Annotated in this window: 16 protein-coding genes and 1 pseudogene; 7 read left to right on the top strand and 10 right to left on the bottom strand. The window is 61.4% G+C overall.

Features of this window, described 5'->3' with window-relative positions; all coding sequences use genetic code 11:
* Positions 1-175 precede the first annotated feature (175 nt).
* Complete coding sequence (locus tag D8U60_RS01260) at positions 176-3,298, top strand: hypothetical protein (protein ID WP_130899309.1); 3,123 nt, start codon at positions 176-178, stop codon at positions 3,296-3,298.
* Positions 3,299-3,537: 239 nt separating this feature from the next.
* Here the strand turns inward: D8U60_RS01260 and D8U60_RS01255 are convergent, their stop codons facing one another.
* From D8U60_RS01255 to D8U60_RS01240, 4 genes are read right to left on the bottom strand one after another with little or no spacing between them, the layout of a single operon-like run.
* Positions 3,538-4,500, bottom strand: a complete 963-nt coding sequence (locus D8U60_RS01255) for a sensor domain-containing diguanylate cyclase (RefSeq protein WP_071171843.1) — start codon at positions 4,498-4,500, stop codon at positions 3,538-3,540.
* A 54-nt stretch (positions 4,501-4,554) separates the two neighbouring features.
* Positions 4,555-5,133, bottom strand: a complete 579-nt coding sequence (locus D8U60_RS01250) for a hypothetical protein (RefSeq protein ID WP_122506902.1) — start codon at positions 5,131-5,133, stop codon at positions 4,555-4,557.
* A 1-nt stretch (position 5,134) separates the two neighbouring features.
* The gene (locus tag D8U60_RS01245; protein ID WP_130899308.1) at positions 5,135-7,297 is read right to left on the bottom strand and encodes a xanthine dehydrogenase family protein molybdopterin-binding subunit; all 2,163 of its coding nucleotides are present in this window, start codon (positions 7,295-7,297) and stop codon (positions 5,135-5,137) included.
* A 22-nt stretch (positions 7,298-7,319) separates the two neighbouring features.
* Positions 7,320-7,775, bottom strand: a complete 456-nt coding sequence (locus D8U60_RS01240; protein ID WP_010459764.1) for a (2Fe-2S)-binding protein — start codon at positions 7,773-7,775, stop codon at positions 7,320-7,322.
* Between the two features lie 247 nt (positions 7,776-8,022).
* Here D8U60_RS01240 and D8U60_RS01235 point away from each other — a divergent pair, with 247 nt between their 5' ends.
* The gene (locus tag D8U60_RS01235) at positions 8,023-8,853 is read left to right on the top strand and encodes an alpha/beta hydrolase (protein ID WP_130899307.1); all 831 of its coding nucleotides are present in this window, start codon (positions 8,023-8,025) and stop codon (positions 8,851-8,853) included.
* A gap of 169 nt (positions 8,854-9,022) precedes the next feature.
* Here D8U60_RS01235 and D8U60_RS01230 read toward each other — a convergent pair whose 3' ends face one another.
* Positions 9,023-9,415, bottom strand: coding sequence for a GFA family protein (locus D8U60_RS01230; protein ID WP_122880104.1), 393 nt, complete (start codon positions 9,413-9,415; stop codon positions 9,023-9,025).
* Positions 9,416-9,473: 58 nt separating this feature from the next.
* Here D8U60_RS01230 and D8U60_RS01225 point away from each other — a divergent pair.
* Both D8U60_RS01225 and D8U60_RS01220 read left to right on the top strand, forming a co-directional pair.
* A pseudogene (locus tag D8U60_RS01225) lies at positions 9,474-9,548 on the top strand (VOC family protein); the annotation flags it as partial.
* Positions 9,549-9,582: 34 nt separating this feature from the next.
* On the top strand, positions 9,583-10,416 hold the full coding sequence (locus D8U60_RS01220) for an AraC family transcriptional regulator (protein WP_130899306.1): 834 nt from the start codon (positions 9,583-9,585) through the stop codon (positions 10,414-10,416).
* 127 nt (positions 10,417-10,543) lie between these two features.
* On the opposite strand, the gene D8U60_RS01215 is transcribed toward D8U60_RS01220, so the two are convergent.
* The 4 genes from D8U60_RS01215 to D8U60_RS01200 form a co-directional block, all read right to left on the bottom strand.
* Positions 10,544-11,131, bottom strand: a complete 588-nt coding sequence (locus D8U60_RS01215) for a LysE family translocator (protein WP_130899305.1) — start codon at positions 11,129-11,131, stop codon at positions 10,544-10,546.
* Between the two features lie 182 nt (positions 11,132-11,313).
* On the bottom strand, positions 11,314-13,551 hold the full coding sequence (locus D8U60_RS01210; protein ID WP_130899304.1) for an ATP-binding protein: 2,238 nt from the start codon (positions 13,549-13,551) through the stop codon (positions 11,314-11,316).
* On the bottom strand, positions 13,548-14,153 hold the full coding sequence (locus D8U60_RS01205) for a biliverdin-producing heme oxygenase (protein ID WP_071171835.1): 606 nt from the start codon (positions 14,151-14,153) through the stop codon (positions 13,548-13,550). Before D8U60_RS01205 ends, D8U60_RS01210 begins: the two co-directional genes overlap by 4 nt.
* A gap of 194 nt (positions 14,154-14,347) precedes the next feature.
* Positions 14,348-14,623 (bottom strand): hypothetical protein, encoded by a 276-nt coding sequence (locus tag D8U60_RS01200; RefSeq protein WP_122610201.1) that lies wholly within the window; start codon positions 14,621-14,623, stop codon positions 14,348-14,350.
* A gap of 161 nt (positions 14,624-14,784) precedes the next feature.
* On the opposite strand from D8U60_RS01200, the gene D8U60_RS01195 reads away from it, so the two are divergent.
* Positions 14,785-15,903, top strand: a complete 1,119-nt coding sequence (locus D8U60_RS01195) for a carboxylate-amine ligase (RefSeq protein WP_130899303.1) — start codon at positions 14,785-14,787, stop codon at positions 15,901-15,903.
* Here D8U60_RS01195 and D8U60_RS01190 read toward each other — a convergent pair.
* On the bottom strand, positions 15,885-16,316 hold the full coding sequence (locus D8U60_RS01190; RefSeq protein WP_122880107.1) for a VOC family protein: 432 nt from the start codon (positions 16,314-16,316) through the stop codon (positions 15,885-15,887). The two genes, D8U60_RS01195 and D8U60_RS01190, sit on opposite strands and share 19 nt — an antisense overlap.
* Before the next feature lie 109 nt (positions 16,317-16,425).
* On the opposite strand from D8U60_RS01190, the gene D8U60_RS01185 reads away from it, so the two are divergent.
* Complete coding sequence (locus D8U60_RS01185) at positions 16,426-17,508, top strand: bifunctional transcriptional activator/DNA repair protein Ada (protein WP_073475332.1); 1,083 nt, start codon at positions 16,426-16,428, stop codon at positions 17,506-17,508.
* A gap of 58 nt (positions 17,509-17,566) precedes the next feature.
* Positions 17,567-18,184, top strand: a complete 618-nt coding sequence (locus tag D8U60_RS01180) for a DNA-3-methyladenine glycosylase (protein ID WP_130899302.1) — start codon at positions 17,567-17,569, stop codon at positions 18,182-18,184.
* Positions 18,185-18,227 lie beyond the last annotated feature (43 nt).

Below are 18,227 nucleotides of genomic sequence, written 5' to 3'. Positions count from 1 at the left end.
GAACAAGTCGGGGCGTTTGCTGGAACCACCATCAGTGCGTTTTCACACAGTCTGGGATCCGGCGGGTTTTTTTATGCCTGCAGAACGGTTGCCGCACTACATATGTACCGCCACCGACCCTGCCCTGCCTTTGATACTCGGTGCTCGATGCTTATCAGCCGCCAGGGAGGCGCAGATGAACGACACACCGGTACATGAACAGACGCTGATCCACAATCTCATCGCAGAATTGACCGCCGTACCGGTGGTCACCGCCGCCACGCCGGCGCGCACGCTGGAGGTTCCTCGTCCATGCCTGCTGCGCGAATGGATGGAGCTTTACTGGACCGCCCTCGAACGCCCTGAGTTTCTCGACTGGGCCAGTCGCTTTCACATCGACCTGGATACCTTGCAAATCAAAGGCGACATTCTGCAAGCGCGCACACCAGCGAATGGCACCTCCGACGTACGCACCTTCACCCTGGAGGACGACTCTGGCTGGTGGCAGGTGGCGCCGATGCTGCAATCGATTTCCCAACGCATCGACCCTGCCGGGTTGGGCCTGCCTTATATTGGCGGCAAGTCCGCCAACCCGCTGTATCGCTTTCCACGGCAAGTGGTGCTGGCGTTCTACGGTTACCCGGAACCGCAAAACCAGATTCAGGCCCGCGTCATCCTCACCGAACTGAAGAAAAGCGGGCTGGCTGCCATCGATGAAAACGGCCACAGCACGTCGGCTGTGGTGAAGGAACGCAACGCGCAACTGGAGGATTTCAGGGCGATCGCCGATCGAATCGATGCGGTGTTGCTGGTGAGCGATCCGTTCGAGCAACGAGGCTTTCTCGATACGCCGGTAACGCTTGCTTCGGCCTCTGTTTCCGCTCCTGTCAGAGGCCCGCGCCTGAAATTGGGCGAGCTGCTGCGTCGCTATGAATTTGCGCTGCCGGAAGATGCGGGACAAGCCAAAGCGCTTGCGCAACGCCTGCGACATCACAGTTGGCCTGAGCTGCCCTACGTCAGTGACTACGTGCAGACCGGCACCCCTATCCGCAGCTATCGCGAAGACTTCGGCGATCTGGAGGACGTCCGGCATATTGTGCGACGCCTGGAAGTTTTGAGCTGGAACAAGGCACCCAAAGCCAGAATCGATTACGAGGAATTCAGCGAGCCCCATCCGGATTCCACGCTCGCGGTGCAGATGGCGCTGGGCCAGGAGCGCTTGCAGATATTCAGCTCCAATGCGGATTTTCAAGCCATCTTGCAACAGCACGGGTTACCCGCCGACAGTCAATTGCTGGTGACCGAGTCCGGTCATGTCGGCACGGCCAGCGCCAAAGGCTGGGTCAACCTGGCGACTGAGGTGGAAAAGCATTCCGATCTGAAACTTCATCGCGACCAGCTTAAAGCTCAGGCAGGCGAAGCCGGCGGCGCCCTGCGCTCGAGCGGTAAAGTCACCCTCGGGCAAATGTTGCGTTTCTACGAGCTACCGTCGCCAAAAACTGTCGAGCAAGCCCTCTCCCTGGCGAAATGGGACAAGATCAACCTGCACATGCGTCCCGGACACATGAATCAGTGGTATCTGCTGGGTCAACCCTGGACGAAGACCGAGCGGTTCACCGCGCAGCAACGTCAGAGCATCATCGACACCACCCAGGCTTTTTTGCCAGAAGACTCGCCGCCACTGATCGACTACCTCAGTGAAGGGGTCGACACCGATCTGCCGCTCAATACCCTCAAGGCAAAAGCCGACTACCTGATCAGTCGTATCCTGATCACGTCGCGCGCACGGACGCTGGGCAACCAGTTGGTGAAGAACCTCGGAGCGCCGTCTCACAAAAAACGCCTTCTGGCCACCAACCGCGAACGGCTGTTGCTCGCTGCATTGATTCTCAACCTGGAACCGAGCGCCGGTGAGGATATAAACCGAATCGTCGCCCAGCGCCTGGAGGGCAGTGATTTCTGGGGCGACAGTTATGACGAAGTGCGCCGGTTCATCGACCGGCAACCCCAACTCGCACTGGTCAAGAACAAGACATTGGCGACCCACCTGTTATTGTCCGGCATCTCGCCGGAGTTTCTCATCCGGGGCATTCCTCGATCACTGCCTTATATGAGTTGCCTGCGCTGGGTGAGGCTCAAACAGGTCGTGCTGTATATCGAAAGACGCCTGCCGGGCGCGGCGCGCTTGATGACCTACGAGCAATTGCGCGAGCTGACGAAAGGCCCGGCGCCGGCTGATTTCTACAAGTTTCTGCGCGAGGAGCCGTGTGCCTCGGTCGTAGTGGACTGGGCGGTTGCACGAGGGCTGATCCAGCGCGATGCCGACTTTCAAGTCACGGTCTATGACGCCGCCACGCTCAAGCAAGCCGATCTGCTCTTTCGCAACCACAATCGTCTGATTTACGATTTTTACCGCCGGGCCTTCCAGTCGTCACCACCCACCCCCGCCACTATTGCCCTCGCCGATCTGCGCAAGATCTTCGCTGATTCCCCTCACCTGACAGAGAAGGCGCTGTTTGTTCCAGCCTCGGACGCTGATACAACCGGGCCACATTATTCCCTGAGCCAATTACACATCGCCGGCAAGCTAACGGGTGACATGCAGGGATGGCAATCGAGCAATGCACAATTGCAACTGCCATCGATGATTGCCTCGCTGCCCAGACTGAACAACGTGGCAAGCGCTTTTCATGCAGCGCTGGCGGCGCGCCTCAAGCATATGAAGGACGCGCATGTCGCGATTCTCAAGGAGGCGTTCTGCCGGTTGCCGTTGGCGCAACGGCTCGACCTCGAAGACAACACGCTGGAATTGCTCGCCCTGCGGCCAGTATCGGCAGCCACGGACAAACTTGCCAAGGCCGGCACGGCGCCGTTTGGCATATTGGCACTGCTGCATGGGTGGCCAACCAGAGTCTTCGAGATTTTCACCAGCAGAGATGAAGTGGTGCTGCGTCGCGATATCGACATCGCATTACTCAAACCATCGGTGGCGAAAGAAGCGGCGAAAACGCTGCCCCTCGACGCCGAAGCCTATAAAAACGGCTCCCAGCCTCGCTTGAACGCCACCTGCAAGGCGTTCATTACTCGCCTCGATATTAAGGGCGCACCACTGGCGCAACAGGCACGCACCGCCGTGCCCGATACCTTCGCCTCCAACAGAGTCAACGCCATTGCCAGCACCGCCGTCCGGCATCTGTTCGATGCTTATGAAGCGAAAGCCTTGCAAGACGCGTTGCGCATGCCCGAACTCGAGGATGCCGCGGCCAGTCACGAGAAATGGCTGGCGTTTTACCAGAAGCTGAGCCCGCCCAAGCGCTGAGCACTGGCGAATCCGGCGATGAATCGGCTGACGCCTTCGCGAGCAGGCTCGCTCCCACAGAGATGGTCCTGAACTGAAAAATCCTCCGCGCCATCGAAACCTGTGGGAGCGAGCCTGCTCGCGAAGACATTCGACCAGCCAGCGTCAAATTTCCTGACCCACCGCCATCGCGGGCAAGCCCGCTCCCACGGTATTCAAGGGAGTCTGTGGGAACTGGCTCGCCAGCGATGGTGGCGGTGCTAGCAGCCTTTCAGAGCTTGCTTGTGCGCATACATTGCGCCATCCGCATCGGCGAGCAGCCGATCAACGGTTTCGTGGCGTGTGGGGTCGTATTCGATCTGGCCGACGCTGAAGCGAATCGCGTAACCGCGGTGCAGCGTGGCGTTGCGCTCTTCGAGGATTTCCTTGAGCCGGGCCATGATCCGCGTGGTTTCAACGTGGCTGGAGCCGGTCAGCAACGCGACAAACTCATCGCCGCCCAGGCGTCCGACCACGTCGCTTTCGCGAAAGGCAATGCGCAGCACATCGGCGAAGGTCTTCAGCGCGCTGTCGCCTTCGGCATGGCCGTACAGATCGTTGATCTGCTTGAAGTCGTTGAGGTCAAAAAACAGCAGCGTCGCCGGCCGGTTCAGGCGCGCGCAGGCATCCAGTGCATGCTGGGCCAGTTGCTTGAAACCACGGCGATTGGACAACAGCGTCAACTCATCCATGCTCGCCATCTGCACCGCCATCAACTCTTGCTCGGCCATCTCCGCGAGGTCACGCAGCAGCGCGCGCTCTTCGTCATCGAGATGGCGAGGTTTGGTATCAATCAGGCACAAGGTGCCCATTTTGTTACCGTCCGGCACGGTCAGTGGGTACCCGGCGTAAAAGCGAATATTCGGCGCACCGGTAACCAGCGGATTGTCATGGAAGCGCAGATCTTCCAGCGCATCGGGGACCAGCATCAGCTCGTTCTGCAAAATCGCATGGCCGCAGAAAGAGACATCGCGGGATGTCTCGCTGACATCCAGACCCACACAGGACTTGAACCACTGGCGATCCGTGTCGACCAGCGTGACCAGGGCGATCGGCACGTTGAACAGGCGCTTGGCCAGGCGCGTCAGGCGATCGAAGCGCTCTTCAGGGGCCGAGTCGAGATTGAGGCCATGCAGCGCGTCGATACGTGCAGCTTCATTGGCAGGCTTTCCGGGCACCAGCATGCGCACACTCCGTAGACAGTCATGCGTTGAGCGTAGCGCTAAATCGCCGAGGCTTCACATTTGCGCCACCGGACACGGCCCGCCGGCATCGGCCCAGAGTTTGAATTGCGCGACGAAAATATCGTGCGGCACCGGCACCGGTGCGCGCCCTGCCCCGGGATTCCAGCCCCAGAGCACCAGTTTGTCTTCGCTGACGTGTTTTAACAGTGCGGCAAAATCCCGATCGCCGTTGCTCGCGCGGTCCTTGATCATCGCGCAGAGCTTGTCCGAGGGCAGGCCGATCCAGGCCATTTTGTGCGCCGCTGGCGGCAGGCTCCAGTGTGGCGCACCCGGCGGCGCATGAGGGCCGTAACTGGCCGGCGGATTGCTTTCAGCGTGGCAGGTCGCGCAGGGCAAACCGGCGGCGCCCTTGCCGTCCATGCCGCGCACCACATTCATCGCGTGGGGGATGCCGGCGTCGAACTGCAACGGCGAATCGCCGGGAATGTGGCAGTTCTGGCAGCGCGGGCTCTGAAAGACTTTCTGCACCGTGGCAAAGGCTTTCAGAGCTTCCTGATCCTCGGCAAACAGGTCCGAGGCGTAGCCACCGAGACCGAGCAACACGACGGTGCCCAACACAAGATGTCGTTTCATCTCACACCCCCGACAGTTGCAGTGGCAGTTCGCGCAGGCGTTGCCCGGTCAAGGCGAACACGGCGTTGGCCACGGCCGGCGCGGTCGGTGGCACACCGGGCTCACCGATGCCGCCGGGTTTCTCGCTGCTGGGGACGATATGCACTTCCACCACCGGCATTTCGTTGAGCCGCAACACCTGATAATCGTGATAGTTGGACTGCACGACGCCGCCGTCCTTGACGGTGAGTTTGCTGTGCAACGCCATGCCGAGACCGAAGGTGATGCACGATTCCATCTGCGCGGCGATGCTCTGCGGATTCACTGCAATGCCGCAGTCCACCGCGCAGACTACCCGATGCACGCGGATCGCCAGATTGTCCTGCGACACCTCCGCCACTTGCGCCACGTAGCTGCCGAACGACTCGTGCACCGCCACGCCCAGAGCATGCCCGTCCGGCAACGGCGCGCCCCAGTTGGCCTTCTCCACCGCCAGATTGAGCACGCCAAGGTGGCGCGGGTGCGCCTTTAGCAACGTTCGCCGGTACTCCACCGGATCCTTGCCCGCCGCCGTCGCCAGTTCATCGATCAGCGATTCCATGACGAAACCCGTGTGGGTATGGCCCACCGAACGCAGCCACAACACATTGATGCCGGTCTGCGGCGAATGCAGGTCGACCTGATGATGAGGCAGATCCTTGATGTACGGACTGTCAGCCACGCCCTCGACCGAGGTGGCATCGATGCCGTTCTTGACCATCGTCGCCTCAAGCATCGTCCCGGCCATGATCGACTGGCCGACCAGCACATGCTGCCAGCTCATCGGCAAACCATCGGCGCCCAGCCCGACCTGCGCCTTGTGCAGATACATCGAGCGGTAGTAGCCGCCGCGAATGTCATCTTCGCGCGCCCACACGGTTTTCACCGGCAGGCCCGCCGCTTTCGCCACTTGCACGGCTTCGGCGACGAAATCCGAAGTCGGATTGGCGCGGCGACCAAAACCACCGCCGAGGAATTCGGTGTGTATCTCGACCTGTTCGGGCTTGAGCCCGGTAATCTTGCTGGCGACCATTTGGTCCAGCGTCTGAAATTGCGTACCGGTCCAGATCTCGCATTTGCCGGCGCTGATTTTCACCGCGCAATTGAGCGGTTCCATCGGCGCATGGGCCAGATACGGCACGCTGTATTCGACCTCGATTTTCTTCGCGGCTTTGCCGAAATTGGCCTTGGCGTCCCCGGCCTGCGTGGCGGAAGTGCCCGGCGTCGCCGCCAGTTTGCGGAAACTCTCCAGCAGTTTTTCACTGCTCATGTCGGCCAGCGCCCCGAGATCCCAGTCAACCTTGAGCGCATCACGGCCCAGCTTCGCCGCCCAGAAATGCTCGGCCACCACCGCCACGCCGCTGGGCACCTGCAGCACCTTGTGCACGCCGGGAATCGCCAGCGCTGCGGCTCCTTCGAAGGATTTCACCGTGGCACCGAACACCGGCGCGCGGGCGACCATCGCGGTCTTCAGGCCTTCGAACTGCACGTCCATGCCGAACTTGGCGCGGCCGGTGATTTTCTCCGGGGTGTCGAGGCGCTTGGTCGGTTTGCCGATGACTTTCCAGTCCTTGGCTTCCTTGAAAGTGATGGTTTTCGGATCCGGCACCGGCAGTTGCCCGGCGGCATCGGCCAGTTCGCCGTAGGTCGCGCGTTGGTCCCCGGCGATCACCACGCCGGACTCCGTGCGAATCGTCGATGGCGCGACGTCGAAGCGTTTCGCTGCGGCTTCCACCAGCATCTGCCGCGCCGTCGCCCCGGCCAGTCGGTAGCGGTCGAATTCCATCCAGGTCGACGTCGAGCCGCCGGTGATCTGCATGCCGCCAAACGCCGGCAAGCCGTAATCGGCCGCCGAGGCTGGCGAGTGTTGCACGCTGATTTTCGACCAGTCGGCGTCCAGTTCTTCGGCGATCAGCATGGTCAGGCCGGTCCAGATGCCCTGGCCCATTTCCGAATGGCCGAGCAGCACGGTGACGCTGTTGTCCGCCGCGATGCGCAGGAACGCGTTGGGCGCGAAGGTCTTGTTCTGATTTTCTGCCGCCCGGGCAAAGCGATTGGCCCCGGGCACCACGAACGCCACCATCAAGCCGCCGCCCAGCACGGCGCTGCCCTTGAGAAACCCGCGACGCGATACGGGACTGTTCATCGTTCCTCTCCCAGAGAATGACTCAGCCGATTTCGGCGGCGCGTTTGACCGCGGCGCGTATGCGCGGATAGGTGCCGCAGCGGCAGATATTGCCGGAGAGCGCCTGATCGATATCGCTGTCGGTGGGCTTGGGAATTTTCGCCAGCAACGCGGCGGCAGACATGATCTGCCCGGACTGACAGTAACCGCACTGCACCACGTCCAGCTCGGCCCAGGCCTGCTGCACCGGGTGGGAGCCATCGGTGGAAAGGCCCTCGATGGTGAGGATTTTCTGCCCGTGGGCGACGGCAGTGGCCGGAGTGATACAGGAACGTAATGGCGCGCCGTCGACGTGCACGGTGCAGGCACCGCACTGGGCCATGCCGCAACCGAACTTGGTCCCGGTCAGGTGCGCGACATCGCGCAGAACCCAGAGCAGCGGCATGTCGGCGGGGACATCGAGCTCCTGATCCTTGCCATTGATATTCAGGGTCAGCATCGGATGGTTTCCTCAGACTCACGTGTTGCGAAGGGGCGTCGCTGTGGTCGGAAAAACCTACGGAAGCCCGCGCTTATCCCTTTCAGCAAAGCCTAATTTGCGCTTGAAGCCAGACGTTGTGACCAGCGGTCATGCAGACCCCGGCATTGCTCCTACAGTTGATAACGGCTCGCACTGAGTCGTCGTACCTCTGCGCAAACGGTCCGCGTACATCGCGGTTGTCCATCACAGGTCAGGAGTAACGAATATGGGCTTTGTCACCACTCGAGACGGCGTCGATATCTTCTACAAGGACTGGGGCCCGCGCGACGCGCCGGTGATCCACTTCCACCACGGCTGGCCGCTCAGTTCCGACGACTGGGATGCGCAGATGCTGTTCTTTCTCGCGCAGGGCTTTCGGGTGATTGCCCATGATCGACGTGGACACGGGCGCTCCAGCCAGGTCTGGGATGGCCACGACATGGATCACTACGCCGACGATGTGCTGGCCGTGGTCAATCATCTGGGTACGAGCAACGTGGTGCACGTCGGCCATTCCACCGGCGGCGGCGAAGTGATCCATTACATCGCCCGGCATGGTCAGGACAAGGTCAGCAAAGCGGTGTTGATCAGCGCCGTGCCACCGCTGATGGTGCAGACCGAAAGCAACCCGGGCGGTTTGCCGAAATCGGTGTTCGATGGCTTTCAGGCGCAATTGGCGGCGAATCGCGCGCAGTTTTATCGCGATGTGCCGAGCGGACCTTTCTACGGCTACAACCGCCCGGGCGCCGAGCCGGCTGAAGGAATCATCGCCAACTGGTGGCGCCAGGGCATGATCGGCGGCGCCAAGGCGCACTACGACGGCATCGTCGCGTTCTCGCAGACCGACTTCACCGAGGACCTGAAAAAAGTCACCGTGCCGGTGCTGGTCATGCACGGCGAGGATGACCAGATCGTGCCCTACGCCAACTCCGCACCGTTATCGGCGAAACTGCTGCCCAACGGCACACTGAAGTCGTATCCCGGCTTCCCGCATGGCATGCCGACGACGCAGGCTGAAACCATCAATGCGGATTTGTTGGCGTTTATTCGCGAGTAACAGAACTGAGGGTGTACCCATAGCAGCGGATACCACAAAAGAAATTGTGGGAGCGAGCCTGCTCGCGAAAGCGTTCGTTCAGCCACTTGCATGTTGACTGACCCAACGCCTTCGCGAGCAGGCTCGCTCCCACAGAAATCGCAAGCGTGCTGAAGGCTGAATCAATCCCCTACCCCTCTGCCCGCCCTTTGCCTTCACGATCACCACGGTAATGCCTGGCCAGCGGAAAATCCGGCAGCCACGATTCACGCCGCACAATCCAGCTCTCATAGGTCGGCTTCAACTGATCCGGCGCATCCAGCGCGCCGAGGTTCACCTCGACCTCATCACCACTGCGATTGAACACCGACGAACCACAGCGCGGGCAAAAGTGCCGCCCTTGATACTCATGGGTTTCACCGCTGATGGTCACCGCGTCCTCAGGAAAAATCGCCGAGGCATGAAACAGCGCACCGTGGATCTTGCGACAGTCCAGGCAATGGCACAATCCAACCCGGTAAGGCTCGCCAGAGGCTTGAAAACGCACATCGCCGCACAGGCATCCGCCGGTAAATGCAGTCATGGTTCAGCTCCATCGCGCTCGTAGTGTCACGCCCCCAGAGCCTATAACAGTCGGTGCTGCAATGCAGGCGATGTTTCAGATGAAAAAGCTTGATGTGGCGACACTGCAACGGGCATTCGCCGGCCAGAGCTAATACACTCAGACGCTGACCTGCCGGGACGATCACGATGAAACACCCCAGAGCGAAAAACCCCGAGAAAGCCCCGCGCTTCTGGCGCGACGACGCCCTGCCCTTCATCGAAGCGCGGGCCATCGCGGATGGGCGTGAAGTCTGTTATGCGCGGCATTCCCATGCGCATTTTTCCATCGGCGCGATCACCGCCGGGCGCAGTACCTATGTGCATGAGCAGGCGCAATTTGAGGTGGCGGCTGGCACCGTGGTGCTGATGAATCCCGGCGATGTGCATGCCTGCAATCCGATCGATGATCAGCCTTGGTCGTATGTGATGTTGTATGTCGAAACGCCGTGGCTGACGGATTTGCAGCATCAATTGGGGTTTGCCGGGGAGCTGGAATTTCGCCGATTTTCCGACACGCATCTGACTGATGCCGAGCTGTTTGGCAAATTGATGGGGTTGTATGAGGTTCTGCTCGACGACCAGGTGGAGGCGCTGGCGAAACACAGCGCAGCGGTTGAGTTTTTCAGTGATTTGCAGGTCCGCCTGAATCCAGCGGACGAGCCCGTTGCCGAGCCGAATTTCAAGCTGGAGCGCGCCGCTGATTTCATCCGTGGACATTGCACCGAAGTGCTGAGCCTCGAGGCAATTTGCGCGGCGGCGCAACTATCGCCGTCATACCTGATTCGTGCGTTCAAACAGCGCTACGGGATGACGCCGCATGCCTTCCTGGTCAACCAGCGCATCCAGTTCGCCCGCGAGCGCTTGCGCAGCGGCCAGTTGATTGCCGATGTCGCGCTCCAGGCCGGGTTTGCCGATCAGGCGCATTTTCAGCGAGCGTTCAAACAACATCTGGCGGCGACGCCGGGGCAGTATCGCGGCTGACTTTTATCTCCCGTACATGCAAACCCCTGTAGGAGCTGACGAGTGCAACGAGGCTGCGATCTTTTGACTTTGCTTTTTACGATCAAAAGATCGCAGCCTCGTTGCACTCGTCAGCTCCTACAGCAAATCAGGTGATCAGCAGATAACCCGCACTCACCGCCAGCAACAACGCCATCAACCGATTGAACCAGCGCATCACCGCCGCATTGCTCAGATACCCGCGCAAGAACGTCCCGGCATACGCCCAGCAGCCCACCGACAGATAGCAGATCACCAGATACACCGCCGCAAACTGCCAGACCAGCCGCGCCTCGCCGTCGGCGACAAACGCGCCCATGCCGGCCACGCACGCGAGCCAGGCCTTGGGGTTGAGCCATTGCATCACCGCGCCATAGAGCATCGACGGCGCGCGGCCGGACTCGCTGGCGTGCAACTGGCCGTCATCGCTGGCCAGTTTCCAGGCCATGAACAACAGAAACGCCACCCCGGCCCATTGCACCACGCGGGTCATGAATGGCCACAGTTGCAACACCTCATGCAGGCCCAGGCCCATCAGCACCAGCAACAGCACAAACCCCAGCGTCGCCCCGGCCACATGCCGCTGGCTGGCACGGAAACCGTATTGCGCGCCTGAACTCAAGGCGACGATATTGACCGGCCCGGGGGTGATGGATGCGGCGAGGGCAAACGCCGCCATGGAAAGAATCAGACTCATTGCACACCTGTTTCAATCGAGGAACGAGGTGGCTACGGTAGCGGGCGGGGGATTTGCGGTATTGAAGAAAATGACCCTGAGGCTGCAAATCTGATCGTTCCCACGCTCTGCGTGGGAATGCAGCCCGGGACGCTCTGCGTCCCATTCAGAGCGTGGGAACGATCGAAACCTACAAGGGGCAATCAGGCCAGGCGCGGCACGGTGAAGCGGAATTCGCTGCCCTGCCCCGGCTCGCTCTCGGCGACGATCTGGCCGCCATGGGCTTCGACGATGCCTTGAGTGATGTACAAACCCAGGCCAGTGCCGGTCGGGTTGCCTTCCTTTATCGTCCAGTAGCGATCAAACACATGCGGCAAGTGCTCCTTGGGAATGCCTTCGCCACTGTCACGCACGATAAACACGATCTCGTCGCCCACCGATTTGGCGTGCACGCCCACGGTGCCCATGCGCGGGGTGAATTTGATGGCGTTGCCCACCAGGTTCGACAACACCTGAAACAGCCGCTCAGGGTCGGCGTGGATGCGCAGGTCAGGATCGGCCTGGAAGGAAATGCTGATGTCCTTGTCATGGGCCAGAGGCGACAGCAACGCTTGGGCCTCTTCAAAGATGTGCCCGACCTCCAGCGCCTGCGGGGTGATGGAGTAGCGCCCGGCGTCGATTTTCGAGGTATCGAGCAGGTCTTCCAGCAACGTGTTCATCCGCGCCGTGGCCTGCTGCATGGTGTCGATCGCCGTGGAAATGCGCCGTGAGGTGTGCGCGCCTTCCGAACTGAAGGTTTTTTGCATCATGCCGCAGAGCATGGAAATCACCGTCATCGGGTTGCGCAGGTCGTGCGAAACCACCGCTACCAGATCATCGCGCGCCTGCACAGCCGCCTGCTCGCGACGGACCTGACGGGCCAGATCGTTTTCCAGCGCCGAACGGCGCAGGTCATTGGCGGCGAACCGGTCACCGTGGCTCCACTTGGTGGAGATCCCGGCCATCTCGACCTTCCAGATCTCGAACGAGGTGCGCGGACGCAAGCGCATCCCGGCGTCGGAGTTTTCCAGATCCAGCGGCTTGCGCGGGTCGCCGCTCCAGTTGATGTTTTCCTTCACTTCCGGACGGAACCACAGCACGCCGTTGTCCACCGGTTTCGGCAGGCTCATGGCAAGCACACCACTGGCCACCGACTGATACTGCGCCGCCGGCGGGTAAACGCTGGACAGGTGATGGCTGGCGAACACCGGCTCGCCGCGCGCCTGCAACCACTTGTGCAGCGCGCGAATTTCTTCCGGTTCAGGGCAGTTGCCGTAACGGTGCAACTGCTTGTCTTCGATGATCGCAATGCCGCCGGCATTGACCAGCGCCATCAGCGTCGCTGGCTGCTGGGCGAGGCCGTCGAAAACATTTTGCGGCGAATCGACCATCGCCTGATTGAGCCGCGCCAGCGCTTCGACCTTCTCTTCGCGCTGGCGGGTCAACTCAAGGGTTTCCATGGCGCTGATCTGCAATGACAGAACCTGGCCGATGGTCTGGCAAGCCATGCGCAATTCATGCGGCACGTGCAGCGGCTGGCGGTTGCCGCAGCTGATCAGGCCCCAGAGCTTGTCGCCCTTGAGCAGGGAAATGCTCATCGACGACAGCACGCCCATGTTCTTCATGTACTGGCAGTGAATCGGCGAGACGCTGCGCAGCGTGGCGAAACTGAGGTCCAGCGGCGTCTGCGTGTCCGGGCGCAGCTTCGGCACCAGTGGCACCGGCTGATAATCGGCGTTGGGGATGATCCGCAGCCAATTGGTGCGATACAGCTCGCGCGCCTGCTCGGGAATGTCCGAAGCCGGGAAGAACAGGCCGTTGAACACTTCCATCGATGGATCGGACGCTTCGGCGATGACCTGACCGTGGCCCTCCTCCTCGAAGCGATAGATCAGCACCCGGTCGTAACCGGTCATCGCCTGGATTTCCTTGACGCTGATGTCGTACAGGGCCTGCAGCGTGGTCGCCGCTTGCAGGCGCTGGAGCATGCGGCCCAGGTGGGTATTGACCCCGGCGACGTTGCGCGGCTGGAAATTCTTCACGTGAATTTCCAGTTCGAGAATCAGCACGCCCTGATGGCGGTGCAGCAAACCTTCGAATTCAGTGCCGTTGAGCTCGAATCGCAGCGGCGCCGCCTCGGAGAACGTCGCCTGTTCCAAGGCTTGCAGCACTTGCGCGGTGTGTTCGGCGCCGATCAGGCTGTGCAGCGGCTGGCCGATCAAGGATTCGGGCGCGCGGGCCAGCAGGGTTTCGACGTTGGCGCTGACCTGGATGATCTGCAGCGCAGGCTCGGTCAGGGTCAGCAGCAGGCCATGGGGCTGGATCGCGCCGGGAAAGCGGATCGGCTCGTCGGCACAGTTGGCCAGCAGTTCTTCAAAGGCTTGTGGGTCTTGCGGGTTCATGCCAGTACCTCCTGGCGCTCGAGCCACTGCTCGAAACAGCTGAATGTGGTTTGTGCTGCGCTGACCACGGCCGCGCGTTCGCTGGCCGCCATGGGCCGGTTGCTCAGGTATTCGATGAACTCGCGCCAGCGCCGCCCGGTGGCCGCGCCGTAGACATCGAGGAAGGCAGCGCCATTGTCGGCGTCCAGATTCAGCCGCGCGGCGATCTCCCGACGCAGGATCTGCCCGCCGAGAGTCGCGCCTTCGAGCACGTACAAAACGCCGAGACTGGCGGCGCTGGAATCAATGACTGGCAGATCTTCACACAGCGGCAAATCATCAGCGGTTGCCCCCAGTGCGCGCAGGTCGGCGCGCAGGGTGTCAGCCTTCAGACGAGGCAGCAGATTGAAATCGTCCGGGACCGCGCCACTGGCGAGCAACGCCTGTTCGAGCGGCTGATAGAACCCGTAATAGGCCTGCATCAAGCGCTCGAAAGCGGGGGTATCGAGGGTGTCGGAGAAAAAAGGAAGGCGTTTTTCCAGTGCGATGTGCAGTTCGGCTGTGCCGGCCCGCAGATCTTGCAGCACCGGTGGCACATAAACCTCACGGGCCTTTGCTTGCATGTAGATCGCTCTTGGTGGGACCCGGCAGGGGCCATTCTGGGTGGGCTCGACGTGGGGGGAATTTATCACGCCACGCAGCTTTTTCTGCCTGCCGAAGCGTTTTTTCTGTCGAACTGCGACCCTATGACAGGTTCAGAGTGGCGCCGGATCAGAAAAGTTCGACCGACGCCATTATCCTGCCACCGCTGACCACCTCAATCAGCGCCGTCGTTCTGCACCGATGGATCGCCGTTGGCCGGTACGCTGCTGTCGACAACGGGTTTCGAAGGATTGTTTTTTTCGGCCCCGGGATAACCGGGCAGACCGCGGGTATCGCCCGGCGTCATGACATCCTCGTTATCACGACTAACGTCCCAGTCGGTGGTGGCGTTGGGGTCTTCATCGCGCCCGGCCGTGCCGATGGCGAAGCCGTCGTCGTTGGGATTGACGGTTTGGTTAAGCGCTTTGTCGTTGCTGGATGGGTTGCTCACGTCTGCCTCCAGAACACGTTGATCGGACTTGTTTGGCAACGCCTTGACCGCTCAAGTGCAATGGACAAGACCAACGGTGCATTCGCGGGGCACTGGTCGCCCGGCGTGAACCACCGCAACGGCGGACGGTTCTCAAGAGAAACACTTGCTCGAGCACTGTCATGAGCCACCCGCGATTCGGCATTGAGGAAGAGTACTTTCTCACTGACCTGCAGAGCCTGCGCATGATCGGCAGTCCGCCGCCACAGACCATCGAGGCTTGCCGGGCAGCGCTGGGTGTGTGGTTTGCCACAGAGATGTTCCAAGGCCAGATCGAAGTGGCTTCGCCGGTATTCAGCGATTTCGAACACGCCAGTGATTTTCTGCGTGGCAGCCGTCAGGCCTTGCGCACGGCCCTGGAGCCATTTGCTCTGGGCATGCTCAGCGCCGGCAGTCATCCGCTGGCCGACTGGCGCGAGCAGGTTCCGACCGACGAGGAACACTTCCGGTATCTGTTCGAGCGCTACGGCCATGTCGCCCGCCGCAGCGTGCTGTCGGGCCTGCATGTGCACGTCGAGGTGGCAGAGCCGCTGGATCGCATCGCCGTGATGAACGAAGTGCTGCCGTGGACGCCGCTGCTGTTGGCGCTGAGCTGTTCGTCGCCGATCTGGGATGGCGCCGCCAGCGGTTTCATGAGCTATCGGCAGACCGCGTGTGACGAGTGGCCACGCATGGGCATCCCGCCGCTGTTTGCCGATCAGCGCCATTACGACGAACACTTGGCGTTTCTCACGCGCATCGGCGCGATTAGCCAGCCTGGCGAGTGCTGGTGGGGCGTGCGTCCGGCCGCGCGTTTTCCGACCCTGGAACTGCGCATGACTGACGCTTGCCCTCGGGTCGACGATGCGCTGACCCTGGCGGCGTTTTTCCGCGTATTGGTGGCTCATGCCAGTGCGCAGCGGCGGCCCGGTTTGCTGTACGACCAGACCGAGCGTTCGATGCTGGAGGAAAATCGCTGGCGCGCCAAACATCAGGGGATTCATGCGCGCTTTCTGGTCGAAGGCATCGACGGCGACTGTTCGCTCGCGCAGTGGCTGGAGCTGGCCGAGCAGCGCTTTGCCGAGACGGCGCAGATACTGGGCGCGGCGCAGTTGTTTGAGCGTGCCCGGGCGATCATCGACAGCGGCACCAGCGCCGACCGGCAACTGGCGCTGTTCAATCAGGCTTCTGAACAAGCGCAAAACGGCCGCTCGGCCCTCGGGCAAGTGGCCGAGCAGCTGCTTCAGGAAACCGCTGGCTGATCGCTCTCGGACGGGCCTTTGAGTTCGACCTGATTGCCGTCCGGGTCAAAGCAATACAGCGACAAGCCGTAACCCTCGGCGCCAAAACGCCTGGCCGCTTGTTCAACGGTCAGCCCGAACGATTGCAGGTGAGCGATGAGCGCGGCTTCGTCGAACGGTTCGATGCGCAGGCAGAAGTGGTCGACATTGCGTCGCTGCGCCTGCGCCGCGCCACCGCCCTTGCGCCCGAGTTCGCCGTGCAAGTCGACCAGATCGATCATCGACGTGCCAGCGCGCAAATGCACCAGCCCCAGCGGCTGGTTGTGCCTGACCACTTCGGCGCCGAACACCCTGGCGTAGAAATCGATGCTGCGTTGCAGGTCGGCGACGCGCAGGACGATATGATCGATGCGCTGAATGGAAAATGGATGCATGGGCTGGCTTCCTCGAAAGCGGCGACCCGCTCATTGTGCTGCACAAGGGAAAAAATTCACTGTCGATTTTTCGGTGGAGCCATCGACAAAGCGGATTTACTCTCACGTCATGAACATACCAGCCGCTGTCCTGCCGCCCCACGCCGAAATGGTTCGCGCCATGCTCGAGCGCGACACTGCCTATGAAGGCGTGTTCTTCACCGCCGTGAAAACCACCGGGATCTTTTGCCGTCCCAGTTGCACAGCGCGCAAGCCGAAACCGGAAAACGTCGAATTCTTCGCCCACGCCGACGAGTGCCTGTGCGCCGGTTACCGCGCCTGCCTGCGCTGCAAACCGCTGGACGCAGCGGCCATCGCCCCGGACTGGGTGCAGCGCCTGCTCAATGCGGTGGACGCCGATCCCGAACGGCGCTGGAGCGATGCGCAGTTGCTCGCCGAAGGCATCGAACCGCTGAAATTGCGGCGCTGGTTCAAGCAGCACTTCGGCATGACTTTCCACGCCTGGCTGCGCACACGGCGCCTCGGCATGGCTCTGGGCGGAATCAGGCAAGGCACTTCGATCGATCACGCCGCGTTCGACTCCGGCTATGAATCGCTCAGTGGTTTTCGCGATGCGTTTCAGAAGTCCTTCCATATCACCCCGGGCCGCGCGGCCAATAGTGAACCGTTGCTGTTCACCCGCCTGACCACGCCGCTGGGGCCGATGATCGCCATGGCCGAGCGCCGTGGGCTGGTGTTGTTGGAATTTCTCGATCGCCCGGCGCTGACCCGTGAAGTTGAAGCGCTGCAAAACCGTTACGGCTACGCGATTGCACCGGGGCATAACGCCCACTTGCAGCAGATCGAGGTGCAACTGGCGGATTACTTTGCCGGCAAACTCACTCAGTTCAGCGTGCCGCTGCACCTGCCCGGCAGCGCTTTTGCCCGTGAGGTGTGGGCGGCGCTGCTGCAAATTCCCTATGGCCACACCAGCACGTACGGCGCCATCGCGGCAGGCCTGGGCAAACCCGGCGCCAGCCGTGCCGTTGGCCTGGCCAACGGGCACAATCGCCTGTCGATCGTGGTCCCGTGCCACCGAGTGATCGGCGCAGACGGCTCGCTGACCGGTTATGGTGGCGGACAACCGCGCAAGGCGTTTCTGCTCAGGCTGGAAAACGCTGCGCTGCAAATGACTCAACAATTGGCTTTTTGAGCCATGCAATCCAACACGCAAACAGGGATTTCGATGGGTATGTCCGAATCACCGCAACATGGCTGACATGTATGAGATGGCCAGCGCTTTTCTGGCCGCGATAGACACTGACTGGCAGCGCCATATCAGCGCCGTCGGCCCGTGCCTGCATCAGCCACATCCGGCGCGCGATCCCTATGAATCGCTGGTACGGGCGATTGCCTATCAGCAACTGCATGCCAAGGCCGGCGATGCGATCCTTGGGCGTTTAGTGGGGTTGTTTCCCGGTCAGGTGTTTCCACGCCCGGAGCAGATTCTCGCGACTGAGGTCGAGCAACTGCGCGCTTGCGGATTTTCAGCCAGCAAGATCGCGACGATTCAAGGGATTGCCCAGGCGACGCTGGACGGCGTGGTGCCCGATTACCCGACTGCACGGGCGATGGACGATGAAACCCTGATCGAACGCCTGACCAGCCTGCGCGGGGTCGGCCGCTGGACCGTGGAGATGCTGTTGATCTACAGCCTCGAACGCATGGATATCCTGCCGGCGGATGATTTTGGCGTGCGTGAGGGATATCGGCGCTTGAAGGGACTGGAGGTGCAGCCGACGCGCAAACAGATGATCGAGATTGGCCAGGCGTGGAAGCCTTATCGGACGGTCGCGGCCTGGTATCTGTGGCGCGTGGCCAAGGTTTAGACCGCGTTATCGTTCTTCGCGAGCAGTCTCGCTCCCACACTGA

This window comes from Pseudomonas sp. Sample_11, from assembly GCF_004307505.1.
GTDB classification, from domain to species: Bacteria; Pseudomonadota; Gammaproteobacteria; order Pseudomonadales; family Pseudomonadaceae; genus Aquipseudomonas; species Aquipseudomonas atacamensis.
The sequence above is the reverse complement of the archived record's forward strand: the minus strand, read 5'-3'. Positions and strand labels throughout refer to the sequence as shown.